General features: G+C 65.8%; 11 protein-coding genes. 5 read left to right on the top strand and 6 right to left on the bottom strand.

Going from position 1 to position 13,773, the window contains the following annotated elements:
* Positions 1–145: 145 nt before the first annotated feature.
* The 4 genes from VL973_RS02520 to VL973_RS02535 all read right to left on the bottom strand — a co-directional run bounded on the left by VL973_RS02520 (position 146) and on the right by VL973_RS02535 (position 4,265).
* The gene (locus tag VL973_RS02520; protein WP_325282459.1) at positions 146–322 is read right to left on the bottom strand and encodes a hypothetical protein; all 177 of its coding nucleotides are present in this window, start codon (positions 320–322) and stop codon (positions 146–148) included.
* Positions 323–334: 12 nt separating this feature from the next.
* Entirely contained in the window at positions 335–1,198 is an 864-nt protein-coding gene (locus tag VL973_RS02525) for a mechanosensitive ion channel family protein (protein WP_325282460.1), read from the bottom strand.
* 68 nt (positions 1,199–1,266) lie between these two features.
* Positions 1,267–2,556 (bottom strand): sigma-54-dependent transcriptional regulator, encoded by a 1,290-nt coding sequence (locus VL973_RS02530; RefSeq protein ID WP_325282461.1) that lies wholly within the window; start codon positions 2,554–2,556, stop codon positions 1,267–1,269.
* Positions 2,553–4,265: a sensor histidine kinase gene (locus VL973_RS02535; RefSeq protein ID WP_325282462.1), complete on the bottom strand. Its 1,713-nt coding sequence runs from the start codon at positions 4,263–4,265 to the stop codon at positions 2,553–2,555. The genes VL973_RS02530 and VL973_RS02535 overlap by 4 nt, the downstream gene beginning before the upstream one ends.
* A 206-nt stretch (positions 4,266–4,471) precedes the next feature.
* On the opposite strand from VL973_RS02535, the gene VL973_RS02540 reads away from it, so the two are divergent.
* The 3 genes from VL973_RS02540 to trhO are packed head-to-tail and all read left to right on the top strand — an operon-like array spanning position 4,472 to position 8,431.
* The gene (locus VL973_RS02540; protein ID WP_414712182.1) at positions 4,472–5,815 is read left to right on the top strand and encodes a dicarboxylate/amino acid:cation symporter; all 1,344 of its coding nucleotides are present in this window, start codon (positions 4,472–4,474) and stop codon (positions 5,813–5,815) included.
* Between the two features lie 51 nt (positions 5,816–5,866).
* Positions 5,867–7,426 carry an alginate export family protein gene (locus VL973_RS02545; RefSeq protein ID WP_325282463.1) on the top strand — a complete coding sequence of 520 codons (1,560 nt, stop codon included), beginning with the start codon at positions 5,867–5,869 and terminating at the stop codon, positions 7,424–7,426.
* 39 nt (positions 7,427–7,465) lie between these two features.
* The gene (gene trhO, locus VL973_RS02550) at positions 7,466–8,431 is read left to right on the top strand and encodes an oxygen-dependent tRNA uridine(34) hydroxylase TrhO (protein ID WP_325282464.1); all 966 of its coding nucleotides are present in this window, start codon (positions 7,466–7,468) and stop codon (positions 8,429–8,431) included.
* A gap of 112 nt (positions 8,432–8,543) precedes the next feature.
* Here the strand turns inward: trhO and VL973_RS02555 are convergent, their stop codons facing one another.
* Complete coding sequence (locus VL973_RS02555) at positions 8,544–9,839, bottom strand: glutamate-5-semialdehyde dehydrogenase (protein WP_325282465.1); 1,296 nt, start codon at positions 9,837–9,839, stop codon at positions 8,544–8,546.
* A 62-nt stretch (positions 9,840–9,901) separates the two neighbouring features.
* Entirely contained in the window at positions 9,902–10,717 is an 816-nt protein-coding gene (locus VL973_RS02560; protein ID WP_325282466.1) for a pyrroline-5-carboxylate reductase family protein, read from the bottom strand.
* Between the two features lie 248 nt (positions 10,718–10,965).
* Here VL973_RS02560 and proB point away from each other — a divergent pair, with 248 nt between their 5' ends.
* Positions 10,966–12,111 carry a glutamate 5-kinase gene (gene proB, locus VL973_RS02565; RefSeq protein ID WP_325282467.1) on the top strand — a complete coding sequence of 382 codons (1,146 nt, stop codon included), beginning with the start codon at positions 10,966–10,968 and terminating at the stop codon, positions 12,109–12,111.
* A 55-nt stretch (positions 12,112–12,166) separates the two neighbouring features.
* Positions 12,167–13,773, top strand: a 1,607-nt coding sequence (locus VL973_RS02570; protein WP_325282468.1) for an ABC-F family ATP-binding cassette domain-containing protein, incomplete at its 3' end; no start/stop codon positions are given.

Consider the following 13,773-nt stretch of genomic DNA (forward strand, 5'->3'; position numbering starts at 1 on the left):
AAACCGGATCGGACCACGAGGCGCCTCCCCCCAGTCTCGTGATCCGTCGGGGCTTGCCAATCCATCTGGATAAGGCAGCTCCCTTGGGCCATCGGCGGAACGCCGCCCCTCGCTGCCGCCCGCCGATGGTCCCTTTTTGCGAATGTTATCGCCGCCGACCGATCTGGATCAGGCCATAACCGGCAAATGCCGCAAACCCGACAGCGATCGCCAGACCGATGGCCGCGCCCCATTTCACACCCGGCAATCCGGCCAGCAGGCCGCCCAGCGTCAGGCCGATCATCGGCAGGACGATCAGGAGCAGGCATCCGATGGCGATCATGCGGACCCTTGCCTATTCGGATGCATCGGCCCTCGCGCGCGACAGGGGCAGCGGTTCCTTGAATGTCAGCGTGCGATAGGGGAACGGGATTTCCATGCCCGCATCGTCCAGCGCCCGCTTGATCGCGCGCACGACTTCATCACGGCTGGCATGTGCCTCGACCGGCTTCGACCCCGCCCACCAGCGCACCAGGAAGTTGATCGAGCTGTCGCCGAACTCACGCGCGAACACCTCTACCTTCTGATCGCCATCGACCGTGGGGCAGCTTCGCACCGCGCCCGCAATCACCTCGCGCGCGGCATCCAGATTGACGTCATAGGCGACACCGACATCCACCGAATGCCGCCGGTCGGGCTTTTGCGTCAGCACGGTGATGGGATTCTTGAACAGGTAGGCGTTGGGGACGATCACCAGCTCGCCCGACAAATGGCGCAGATGCGTGTCGCGCAGCGAGATGATCTCGACGCGCCCCTCGACATCCTGACATTCGATGACATCGCCCAGCCGCATGGTCCGGCGCAGCATGATGAGGATACCGGCCAGGAAGTTCTCGAAGATATCCTTGAACGCAAAGCCGATCGCCACTGAACCCAGCCCCAGCAGCGCCAGGATGTTGGCGGGCGTGACCCCCGGCAGCACGATCGACATCGTAATCAGCGTGCCCATAATCCAGATGAGAACGCCGACCAGCGTTTCGACCAGATTGACCAGCGTGCCGCGCAATTCGGTGCGCTTGAGCAGCCGTTCGGCAATCCGCCGTGCGAACTTTGCCACCAGATAGGTGAGCGCCAGCACGACGAGCGCGATCGTCAGTTGCGGCAGCAGGCGAATGGCGTCCGCCGCCATTTCGTTCAGCCGCCGTAGAAGAATGGTCACAACGTCCAAATCCAGCCTCCCTTTCGCGGAGCAACGCTTTGCCGCCGCGAAGGATCAACCCGCCCGTCTCACCCCAATGCTCGACGCAGCGCGGCCAGGTCGATGCCGTGCCGCGCCACCTTGTAGTAAAAGGTCTTGCGCGGCAGCCCCAGCGCCTGGATCGCGCTCGAAACCTCGCCCCGTGCGCTCAGCACCGCGTCGATGATCGCATCGCGCTCGAACGCGGCGACCCGTTCGGGCAACGGTTCGCCCGCGCTGCCGGCCGCCAGCGGTTCCAGCCCCAGCACGAAACGGTCCGCGACGTTCAGCAACTGGCGCACGTTGCCGGGCCATGGATTGCGGATCAGCGCGTCGCGAACCGCAGCGTCGATCGTTGGCGCGGGCCGTTTCAGCCGCGCCGCTGCCGTCTCCACGAAATGGGCGAACAGCATCGGCACGTCTTCATGACGCTCGCGAAGCGGCGGCACGCGAAGGCGCATCCCGGCCAGGCGATAGCGCAGCGCCGGGGCGATGTTGTCCGCGCCGGTGCCTTCGCTCTCGCCCGCCGTCGCAATGATACGGCATGGCACCGCGACCGCATGGCCGCGCGCGCCGACCATCCGCGTTTCCGCAAACTCCGCCAGCCGCGCCTGGAGCGCGGGCGTCGCGCGGTCGACATCGTCGAGGAACAATGTCCCGCCATGCGCGCCCGCGATCGGGCCATTGGCGGAAAACAGGTCGCCGTCGATCACCGCTTCGGGCAGCGCGGCACATGCCAGCGCAACGAACCGTCCGCCGCGCCGGGTGCCGCCCGAATGGATCAGCCGGGCCAGCAATTCCTTGCCGGTGCCGCTTTCCCCCTCGATCAGCACGTCGAGATCGACGCGGGCCAGCACGTCGACGGTCTCACGAAGCCGGGCGATGGCGGGCGACCGCCCGATCATGGGCGACACCGCCGCCGCCGCCTGTGCCTCGGCGCGCAACCGGCGGTTTTCGATCACCAGCCGGCGATGGCTCGCCGCCCGCGCCACCGCCGCCAGCAGGGCGGCGGGGTCGAAAGGCTTGGTCAGAAAATCCCACGCGCCCACCTTGAGCGCCGCGACCGCCATTTCGATATCGCCATGGCCCGTGACCAGCAGCACCGGCAGATCGCTATCACGGTCGATCAGGCGACGGAACAGGTCGATGCCGCTCAACCCCGGCATCCGCACATCGGTGACGACCGGCCCGGCGAAATCGCGCCCGATCGCCTGCAACGCCGCCTCGCCGCTGTCGAACTCGGTAACGTCGTGCCCCTCGATCCGCAGCATCTGCGCCATCGATCGGCGCAGATCGGCATCATCCTCGACCAGCGCCACGACAGATGCCCGGCCGGTCATGCGCGCGCCAGCGCCAGCACGAAACAAGCGCCACACTCGCTCGGCACATGGCGCAACGTCCCGCCAAGGTCGTGGGCGATGTCCTGTGCAATGACCAGGCCCAGTCCCAGCCCGTTGGCGCGGCTGGTGGTGAAGGGCGTGAACAGTCGGTCGGCCAGATCGGGCGCGATGCCGGGGCCGTTGTCGGCGATCCCGATCCGCACCCATTCCTCGCTCGCCGCGACCGACACGGTGATGACCGGCGCCGCCACCCCCTCCAGCGCCTCGGCGGCGTTCTGCAACAGATTGACCAGAACCTGTTCCAGCCGCACGCGCCCGGCGATCACGGAGAGGTCCGGCGGCACCGCGTCGATCCTGAGCGAAATGACGCGCAGCCGGTCCTTCAGGATCAGGCACGCGCCATCCAGCACCTCGGCAAGCGGCACGGGCCCCGCCGGCTCGGTCGCCTTGCGCGCAAAGCCGCGAAGCTCGTCGGTGATCGTGCCGATGCGGCCCGCCAGCCGGTCGATCGCCGCCAGGTTGCCGCGCACCTCGTTCAGATCCCCCCGGTCGAGCAGCCGCGCGCCCGTCGCGGCATAGGTGCGGATCGCCGCCACCGGCTGTGCGGTTTCATGCGCGACGCTGGCCGTCACCTGACCCAGCGTGGCCAGCCGGTTGGCCTGGCGCAGCCCTTCGCGAAGCATCGCGGCATGGGCTTCGCTGGCTTGGCGCTCCTCCATTTCGCGACGAAGCTCGCCGGTGCGCGCGGACACGGCGGCTTCGAGTTCGGCCGTGCGCGCCTGTTCCGCCTGCCGAACCGCCCGGCGTCTTCGCGCACGACCGGCCAAGGCCATGATCGCGGCAATGATCGCCAGCATCAGCGCGGCACCGGCCGCGCGAGCGATCACCACCACATTGCCCAGCGCCGTCGCCCTCGACCACACCAGCACCAGTTGCCAGTTGCCGATCGCCGTCGGCTGCGTGACCGACAGCGACCCCGGCGGGGGCGACCAGCGGCGCAGCGTCCCGTGCACGCCGAATTCGTCACGCAGCGTCGTCGCCCGGCCGGGCTGCAATGGATGCGTCGCGACAAAGCGAAGCGACGGTTCGCTCGTCACCAGCACGACCCCTTCGGCATTCTCGACCAGCGTGATGCCGGGGGCGCTCGCCCATTGCCGCTCGATCCGGGTGAAATCCAGCTTCACCACAATCACGCCGCCGCCCGGCGTCCGGCGCGCAAGGTAAAGGCCAGGCCGGCCCGTCATCGTGCCAAGGCCGAATTGCGCCGCCTCCCCGGTGCGCCACGCCTGGCGATAATAGCGCCGGAAGCTGTAATCCTGTCCGACGAAACTGGTCGGCGTGCGCCAGTTGCTTGCGGCAATGGCATGACCGTCTGCGCGCAGGACATAGATGACGGCGGCCCCGGTCCGGCGGCTGAGCGATTCGAGTTTGCGGTTCAAGACGCCAAGCGCCGCCGGATCGCCATCCAGCGCACGCATGACCGCATTGTCGCCCGACAGCGCCAGCGGCAACAGGCGAAAGCGCGCAATCTCGCTACCCAGCAGCGCCGAACGCAACGCCGCGTCGGTTCGCATCGCTACCAGCCGTGCGGCGACCACGCGACGTTCGGCGACAACCCCTGCGACCCAACCGGCGGCGGCCATCAGGATCAGGATCAGCGCCACCGTCGCAATGGTATGCCGGGACCGGGGGAAAGCGGATTCGGACATGTGTCAGATGTTGCACAAAGTGCCGACATAATGTCCAGCTTTCTACACAGAAAGTCGGCGCCGGGATCCCAAAAAACCCTGAAATCCACTCTTTTCGGCCGTGTTCACCTTTTTTTGCCTTTGTCCTGCCGGTGTAGGACATTCGGACGCACAGACGGTGTCAGCGAACGAACCGGCGCCGGTGACGAGCGAGAGGAACAGCCGAATTGGCGCACCACATCCCCCACGCCCCGACCGCGGCACTGCCGCCAGCGGCCCGCCCCTGGTATCGCCACCTTTACGTGCAGGTGCTGATCGCGATCGTGCTGGGCGTGGCGGTCGGGCATTTCGCGCCCGCAACCGGCGAGGCGCTCAAGCCGCTGGGCGATGCATTCATAAAGCTGGTCAAGATGATTATCGCGCCGGTCATTTTCCTGACCATCGTCACCGGCATCGCCGGAATGCGCGACCTGGGCCGGGTCGGGCGAGTGGTGGGCAAGGCGTTCGCCTATTTCCTGTTCTTCTCCACGCTGGCGCTGATTATCGGCATGATCGTGGCGAATGTCGTTCAGCCGGGCGCCGGGCTGAACATCGACCCCGCCACGCTCGATAGCTCGAAAGTCACGGGCTATGCCGCGCAGGCGCATGAAACGACGCTGACCGGGTTTCTGCTGGGCGTCATTCCCGACACGGTGCTGTCGGCGCTGACATCGGGCAACATCCTGCAGACGCTGTTCGTCGCCGTGCTGTTCGGCATCGCACTGGCGATGATCGGCCCGCCGGGGGAGCGCATCTTCGATGCGCTGGAAGCGTTCTCGACCGCCTTTTTCAAGCTGGTGGCGATCGTGATGAAGGCCGCGCCGATCGGTGCGTTCGGTGCGATGGCGTTCACCATCGGCGCTTACGGGATCGGCACGCTGGCCAATCTGGCCGGGCTGGTCGCGACCTTTTATCTCACTTCGCTGCTGTTCGTGCTGGTGGTGCTGGGTGCGGTCGCGCGGCTGGCGGGTTTCTCGGTGCTGAAGCTGATCGGCTATCTCAAGGCGGAACTGCTGCTGGTGCTCGGCACGTCGTCGTCCGAAAGCGCGCTGCCATCGCTGATCGAGAAGATGGAGCGCGCCGGATGCCCCAAATCAGTGGTCGGGCTGGTCGTGCCGACCGGCTATTCGTTCAACCTGGACGGCACCAACATCTACATGACACTGGCGGCATTGTTCATCGCGCAGGCATGCAATGTCGACCTGACCATCGGCGAGCAATTGCTGCTGCTGGGCGTGGCGATGCTGTCGTCCAAGGGCGCGGCGGGCGTGACCGGCGCGGGCTTCATCACGCTGGCGGCCACGTTGTCGATCGTGCCTTCGGTGCCGATCGCGGGCATGGCGCTGATCCTTGGGGTCGACCGCTTCATGTCCGAATGCCGGTCGCTGACCAACTTCATCGGCAATGCGGTGGCGACGGTCGTGATCTCCCGCTGGGAAGGCGGCTTTGACCGCGAACAGTTCGATGCGGCGATCGCGGGCCGGCTGCCCAGTGTCGATCAGCTACCCGAAGGCACCGTCGCCGCCGAATGACGCGCGGCCGCACGCCGCCCACGCTTTTCAGGCATCGCTGAGGAACCGCTCATGCTCCTGTCATCCTGCCGACGCGGCCTTGGTGCCGCCACCGTTTCGCTCGTCCTGTTCACCCCCGCCGCGCTCGGCGCCCACCCGGCTGCGCCCCAACAAGCCGGGCAGCAATCGCTGCCCCCCATTCCGGTGCTTCGCACCCAGGTGTCGCCGGCCGAGTCGGACCAGACGCGTAATCGCGCGGCGCCGGGTGTCACTTCCTATCCCGCCGCTGCGGCGGGCGACGGCGCGACATCGGCTGGCTACAATCTGTCGCGCTGGGCCGAGGACTGGCGCGGTTATCGGGACCCCGCGCGCCGTGACGACCCGCTCGACCGGTTGAAGTTCCTCCCGCTCGACGATGATGGCGACATCTACCTCACCTTGTCGGGTGAACTTCGCCTGCGCGTCAATCACACCACCAATCCCAATCTGCGCGAGGTCGAGGCGCAGCGACAGGATATCAACCGCATCGTCGCGGGCGCCGACTTGCATCTGGGACCGAATGTCCGCTTCTTCGGCGAAGTCGCGCATGGCGGCATCGCCGGCGAAAATATCGGCGCGCCCGCCGCCACGCTCAGGAACGATGCCATCGTTCAACAGGCCTTTGGCGAGGTCAGCGGCGATGTGGCGGGGATGCAGGTCGGCGCGCGTTATGGTCGTCAGGAGTTTACCGACGGGTCCAACCTGCTGGTGTCGCAACGCGACAACAATACCATCCGCTATGTCCTGAACGGCGTCCGGGGCTGGGTGCGCGGCGCGCGGCTGCGCGCCGACCTGTTCGATTTCGAACTGACCGAATTTGGCGATCAGGGCTTTGGCGACGATCCTTCGGACGATGATACGCGCTTCTCCGGCGCGACCCTGGGCGTCGTGGCGCCCACCGAATGGCTGGGCGGATCGAAGCTTTATTTCGACCCCTTTGTCTGGCGGTTGCACGACGAGCAGCGCTGGGGCGACACGACCGCGCGCGAACGGCGCTGGTTCACCGGCGCACGGCTATGGGGCGATGTCGGACGCGCGACGCTGGACTGGACAGTGAACCATCAGTCGGGCCGGTTCGACAACCGCGAAATCGACGCATGGCAGATCCTCGCGGCCCAGACCTATCGGCTGGGCGCCGGGGCCAGCGCACCGCGAATCGGCTTTCACGCGGATTATGCGACGGGCGGTGGCGGCTATGACCAGGGCACGCTCGGCAACGCGACGACCCCGTTCGGCAACAACATCTATTACAGCTATCAATTGTTCCTGACGCCATCCAACCTGATAACGCTGGCGCCCAATTTCACCTTTGCCCCGGTCAAGGGCGTGCGGCTGACCACCGAATATCAGTTCGCGTGGCGGGAAAATGCGACCGATGCGGTTTATCGCGCCAACGGCCTGCCCTTTGCCGGAACCGAGTTGGTGGAGGGATCAAAGATCGCCGAATCGCTCAGGCTACAACTGGTCTGGTCGATCGCGCCGCGCCTGTCCTTTACCGGCCGATACGAACATCTGGATGCCGGTCCCGTCCTGACACGCGCGGGCTATGCCGGATCGGACTTCGTGGCCGGATGGGTCAGCTTTCGCTTCTGATGGCTGACGCCGGACGCTGGTGACGCTATGGCACGGGCGATGAATCCCGCCCACACAACCCTGCCGATCACCGTTGCGGCACTCTATCGCTTCGCCAGCTTCGCCGACCCCGCAACGATCCGCGCGCCGCTGCTGGCGTTGTGCCGCGAACAGGGCGTGCGCGGCACGTTGCTGCTGGCGCCCGAAGGGATCAACGGCACGATTGCCGGCACGGCGGCGGGGCTGGAGGTCGTCCTCGACCATATCCGTGCGCTGCCCGATTGCGCGGACCTTGATGTCAAGCTGTCGGGCGCGCCCGTCATGCCGTTTCACCGGATGAAGGTTCGCCTGAAGCGCGAGATCGTGACGATGGGGCAGCCCGACATCGACCCGCGCGCCAGTGTCGGCACCTATGTCGATCCCGCCGACTGGAACGCGCTGGTTTCGGACCCGGACACGATCCTGATCGACACGCGCAATGCGTATGAAGTCGCGATCGGCACGTTCGACGGCGCGATCGACCCGCAGACCGAATGCTTTCGCGACTTTCCCGACTGGTTCCGCGACCGCCGCGACGCATTGCTGGGCCAGGGGCGCCAGCCGCGGGTCGCGATGTTCTGCACCGGCGGCATCCGGTGCGAGAAATCGACCGCCTTCCTGAAGCAGGAGGGGGTGGAGCAGGTCTATCACCTGAAGGGCGGCATCCTGAACTATCTTGCCAGCGTGCCCCAGCGGGACAGCCTGTGGCGCGGCGAATGTTTCGTGTTCGACCAGCGTGTGGCGATCGGTCACGGGCTGACGCCCGGCACGCACGCGCTGTGCCATGCCTGCCGCCGTCCGGTCGCCCCGCAGGATCTGGATTCACCGCTTTACGAAGCGGGCGTCAGTTGCCCCGCCTGTCACCGCGAACGCAGCGATGCCCAGCGCGAGGCCTATCGCGAGCGGCAAAGGCAGGAACACCTCGCCGCCGAACGCGGCGCGCCGCATGTCGGCGCAACCTATGACGATCCATTCCCGTCAGAGTGACTGGCTGATGTTAAAGTTGAAGCGCGGACTGATGTTGTCGTTGTCGTAACGCTCACGCGTCATCGGGAACGCGACTTGCAGACCGAGGCTGCTCGCCGGACGGCGAACGCGATCAGGGGCGAACCTGCCCCGACCCGCGCACCAGATATTTGAAGCTGGTCAGTTGCTCCAGCCCGACCGGGCCGCGCGCGTGCATCTTGCCCGTTGCGATGCCGATCTCGGCGCCCATGCCGAACTCGCCGCCGTCCGAAAACTGGGTGGAGGCATTGTGCATCACCACCGCGCTGTCGATCGACAGCAGGAAGCGGCGCGCGGCATCGTCATTCTGCGTCAGAATGGCGTCGGTATGGCCCGACGAATGCGCCGCGACAAAGGCAATGCCCTCCTCCAGCCCGTCGACTATCTTCACCGATGCGATGGCATCGAGATATTCGGTGTCCCAATCCTCGTCGCTGGCCGCGCCAATCCGGGCGTCGATCGCCCGCGCATCGGCATCGCCGCGCAACTGGCAATCGGGCATCGCCTCCACCAGCGCGGGGATCGCGCGACCGGCGATCGCGCGATCGACAACGATGCTTTCGGTCGCGCCGCATACACCCGTCCGGCGCAGCTTGGCGTTGCGGATCACCTGCACCGCCTGATCGACATCGGCATCGGCGTGGACATAGCTGTGGCAATTGCCGTCGAGGTGCAGCAGCGTCGGCACCCGCGCTTCCCGCCGGACCAATTCGACCAGCCCGCGCCCGCCGCGCGGGATCGCAAGGTCGACATGATCGACCGCGCGCAGCAGTTCGCCCACGGCGGCACGATCCGAAGTTCCGACGGTCTGCACGCAATCGCGCGGCAGGCCGGCATCCTCCAGCCCGGCCTGCATACACCCGACAATCGCCGCCGTCGAACGGCTGCTTTCCGATCCGCCGCGCAGGATGATGGCGTTGCCCGATTTGATGCAGAGCGCGCTGGCATCGGCACCGACATTGGGACGCGATTCAAAGATCATGGCGATCACGCCGATCGGCACCGCCACCCGGCGGATGTCCAGCCCGTTGGGCCGTTCGAAATGCGCCAGTTCGCGGCCCACGGGATCGGGCAGCGCCACGATTTCCTCCAGCGCGGTCGCCATCGCCTCAACCCGCTTTTCATCGAGCATCAGCCGGTCGATGAAAGCAGCAGGCTTGTGGTCGCGCACATCGGCGACATCGGCGGCATTCGCTTCGATCAGCGACGGTGCCGCTTCGCGCAGCCGCCGCGCTGCCGACAGCAGCGCCTTGTTGCGCGTATCGGTATCGGCGGTCGCCAGCACGCGCGCAGCCGCCTTTGCCGTGCGGCCCAGTTCGGCCACAAGCGCGGCGGCGTCGGATACCGTCTCGTCGTTGGCGGCTTCGGGCTTGGTCTGCAACAGTGTCATGATTTCGTCTTTCCGGCGCCGGTGCGCCAATTTCGGGAAGAAGGATAGGACGGCCGCCGGGGTCAACGCAATTCGACCGCGCGTGCATAAGCTGCATCAAGGGTCGATCGCATCAGCGCGTCGAGCGCACCGTCGCCGTTCAGCGCATCCAGGCCAGCGGCAGTCGTCCCGTTCTTGCTTGTCACACTGGCGCGAAGCTCGCCCAGATCGTCGCCCGACTGCTGCGCCATCGCGATCGTGCCCGACAGCGTGCCCAGCACCAGCGCGCGCGCGGTGTCCGCGTCGAAGCCAAGCGCACGCGCCGCCTCGACATAGCTGCGCGCGATTTCGAACACATAACCCGGACCCGACCCGGCCACGGCGGTCAGGCGGTCGAGTTGATCCTCGTCGTCGACCCAGATCGCCGTGCCGACCGCCGCCATCAGCGCCTCGACCTGCTCGCGCTGCGCCGGCGTGACCGACAGGTCCGCACACAGGCCACTGACACCCGCACCGACGGCGGCGGGCAGGTTGGGCATGATCCGCACCACCGGCGCATCGCCGCTCAGCGCCTTGAGCCGCGCGATCGACGCCCCTGCCGCGATCGAAGCAACAAAGCCCTGCTCGGCCAGCAGCCCGGCATAAGCGGGCAGCACCTGGTCCAGCAATTGCGGCTTCACCGCGACGATCACCAGATCATACAGTGTGGCATCGGTCGGCGGCGCGTTCAGAAAGGTCACATGCGGCAACGGCCCGCCGCCCGGCTCGGCAGCGGGGTCGACCACGTCGAAACGATGATCGGGAAATTGCCGATCCGCCACCGCTGCCCATTGCGACATCAGCGCCGCGCCCATTTTGCCGTGTCCGACCAATGCGATCCGCAAAAAATATTCTCCCATAGATTAGGCTTAACATCGAGATACGCTCGATCAGTCTGAGATTGCATGGCAAATGCCAGTTTCAACCCCTTGCCAATATAGTTTCAGACGCCACCTGCCTTGCGCGCGGCAGTTTGCCTTAGGCGCTCAAATGTGTATAGGAAATCCATATTTTGAGCGATCCGAAAAGTCAACGGACAGATCATCGAGACGACGTTGTAATATTATCGCTATTGCCATTGATATTATGAATACCGCTGGAGTTATTTGTGAACGAACCGAAACGCATTGTAGTAAAAGTGGGTTCCAGTCTTTTGACCGATCAGGTCCGGCTGACACCGCGTTGGGGGTTCATGCAGCGTGTGCTTGAAGACATCGCGCTGCTTCGGGACGAAGGGTATGAGGTCGTGCTGTGCTCGTCCGGCGCGGTTGCGCTGGGTATGCGGATGATCGACGTGACCCCCGCGACGGCTGGCCTGCGCGACAAACAGGCCGCGGCCGCATGTGGAATGCCGCTGTTGCTCGATGCCTACAAACATATCGGCCACCAGCACGAACTCGACATCGCGCAGATCCTGGTGACGCTCGGCGATTTCGAGGATCATGCCCGCTTCCTGAATACCAAGAACACCGTCCACCGCCTGCTCGATGCCGGCGTGCTGCCGATCATCAACGAAAACGACACCATCACGACCGAGGAAATCCGCGTCGGTGACAATGACCGGCTGGCGGCCAAGGTCGCGCAGATGATCCAGGCGCAGGATCTGGTCATCCTGACCAGCGTCGATGGCCTGTATGACAAGAACCCTTCCGAACCCGGCGCCAAGCTGGTCGAGACGGTGCACGACGTCAGCCAGTATCTGGCCGTGACCAGCGAAGTCAGCGAACTGGGCAGCGGCGGCATGTTGACCAAGATGCAGGCCGCGAACATGGCGCAGAATGCCGGCTGCAACACGCTGATCGCCAATGGTGAGGTCGAAAGCCCCATTTCCTCGGTGCTCAAGGGCGAGCGTCCCTGCACCACCTGTGTCGCGTTCGACGAACCGCTGACCAGCTGGGCGACATGGCTGACCAACCGACTCCAGATGGCGGGCAGCATCGTCATTTCGACCGAAGCGGCCGACGCCATCGATCGCGGCGAGCGTGGCATCGATCGCTATGACGTGCGCTCGGTCACAGGCAATTACGTCAAGGGCGACGTGCTGCACGTCTATGACGAAGCGGGTGTCGAGCGCGCGCGCGGCATGACCGATTTCTCATCCGAACAGACCGCGATCCTGATCCGCAACCTGGACACGCCGGTCAAATCGCTGCTGGGCTATCAGTCGCGCGGCGTGCTGATCGAAAAGACCAACCTGGCGACGCTGGACAGCCGTCAGATCCAGTGGAAGCCGCAGGCGCTCGCCGCCGAGTAATGACGTTGCGACCGGATGCTTGGGTGCGGCGCGGCAAGCTGCTAGAGGGCGCGCCATGCTTAATCTGAACGGCATCACGGTGCGCCTTGGCGGACGCACGATCATCGACGGCGCCAGCGCGCGACTGCCGCCCAAGGGTCGCATCGGCCTGGTCGGGCGCAACGGTGCGGGCAAGACGACGCTGATCCGCGTGCTGACCAACCTGCTCGAACCTGATGGTGGCAGCGTCGACATGCCGCGCGGCGCCACCCTGGGCTATGTCGCGCAGGAAGCGCCCGCGGGTGAGGCGACGCCGTTCGAAACGGTGCTGGCCGCCGATGTCGAACGCGCCGCCCTGCTGGTGGAAAGCGAGACGAGCGAGGACCCCGACCGGCTGGGCGATGTTTACGATCGGCTGATCGCCATCGACGCCTATACCGCGCCGTCACGCGCGGCGCAGATTCTGGTGGGGCTTGGCTTTGACGAGGAAGCGCAGCACCGCCCGCTCAGCAGCTTTTCGGGCGGCTGGCGGATGCGTGTGGCGCTCGCCAGCCTGCTCTTCTCGCGGCCCGACGTGCTGCTGCTCGACGAACCGTCGAACCATCTCGATCTGGAAGCGGTGCTGTGGCTGGAGGACTTCCTCAAAACCTATCCCGCGACGATCCTGCTGGTCAGCCATGAGCGCGACTTCCTGAACAATGTGGTCGATCACATCCTGCACCTGTCGGGCGGCAAGCTGACGCTGTATCCGGGCGGTTATGACTCGTTCGAGCGCCAGCGCGCCGAACGGCAGGCGCAGATCGCCTCGGCCAAGGCCAAGCAGCAGGCCGAGCGCGAGAAGCTGCAGGCCTATGTCGCGCGCAATTCGGCCCGCGCCTCGACCGCGAAACAGGCGCAGTCACGCGCCAAGATGCTGAGCAAGCTGCAACCGATCGCCGAACTGGTCGACGATCCCAGCCTTAGCTTCGACTTTCCCAAACCCGACGAACTGCGCCCGCCGCTGGTCACGCTGGACCTGGCGTCGGTCGGCTATGACGATACACCGATCCTCAAGCGGCTGAACCTGCGGATCGACCCTGACGATCGCATCGCGCTGCTCGGCCGCAACGGCAACGGCAAGACGACGCTGGCGCGGCTGCTGGCGGCGCAACTGGCGCCGATGGATGGCGCGATGAACGCGTCGGGCAAGATGCGCGTCGGCTATTTCACCCAATATCAGGTCGAGGAACTCGACCGCGACGAAACCCCGCTTCAGCACATGACGCTGATGATGAAGGGCGCCAGCCAGTCGGCGGTGCGCGCGCAACTGGGCCGCTTCGGATTCGAGGGGCACAAGGCGACGACGCAGGTCGGCAAGCTGTCGGGCGGGGAGAAGGCGCGGCTGGCGATCGCGCTCATCACCCGCGACGCGCCGCACATGCTGATCCTCGACGAACCCACCAACCACCTCGACGTCGACGCGCGTGAGGCGCTGGTGCAGGCGCTGGCCGCTTATACCGGCGCGGTGGTGATCGTCAGCCATGACCGCCACATGATCGAACTGACCGCCGATCGGCTGGTGCTGGTCGATGGCGGCACCGCGCGTGAGTTCGACGGCTCGCTGGACGATTACATCGCTTTCGTGTTGCGCGGTGATGTCGAGGCAAAGCCGGGGAAGCAGGGCGGCAATGGCCGCTCCAACGC

The sequence above is a fragment of the Sphingomonas sp. genome, from assembly GCF_035490575.1.
Lineage (GTDB): Bacteria > Pseudomonadota > Alphaproteobacteria > Sphingomonadales > Sphingomonadaceae > Sphingomonas.

Bases quoted from the DNA above. Each gene is read 5' to 3' on its own strand.
- VL973_RS02520 (WP_325282459.1), bottom strand. From the start codon at position 322: ATGATCGCCATCGGATGCCTGCTCCTGATCGTCCTGCCGATGATCGGC.
- VL973_RS02535 (WP_325282462.1), bottom strand. From the start codon at position 4,265: ATGTCCGAATCCGCTTTCCCCCGGTCCCGGCATACCATTGCGACGGTG.
- VL973_RS02530 (WP_325282461.1), bottom strand. From the start codon at position 2,556: ATGACCGGCCGGGCATCTGTCGTGGCGCTGGTCGAGGATGATGCCGAT.
- trhO (WP_325282464.1), top strand. From the start codon at position 7,466: ATGAATCCCGCCCACACAACCCTGCCGATCACCGTTGCGGCACTCTAT.
- VL973_RS02555 (WP_325282465.1), bottom strand. From the start codon at position 9,839: ATGACACTGTTGCAGACCAAGCCCGAAGCCGCCAACGACGAGACGGTA.
- VL973_RS02545 (WP_325282463.1), top strand. From the start codon at position 5,867: ATGCTCCTGTCATCCTGCCGACGCGGCCTTGGTGCCGCCACCGTTTCG.
- VL973_RS02560 (WP_325282466.1), bottom strand. From the start codon at position 10,717: ATGGGAGAATATTTTTTGCGGATCGCATTGGTCGGACACGGCAAAATG.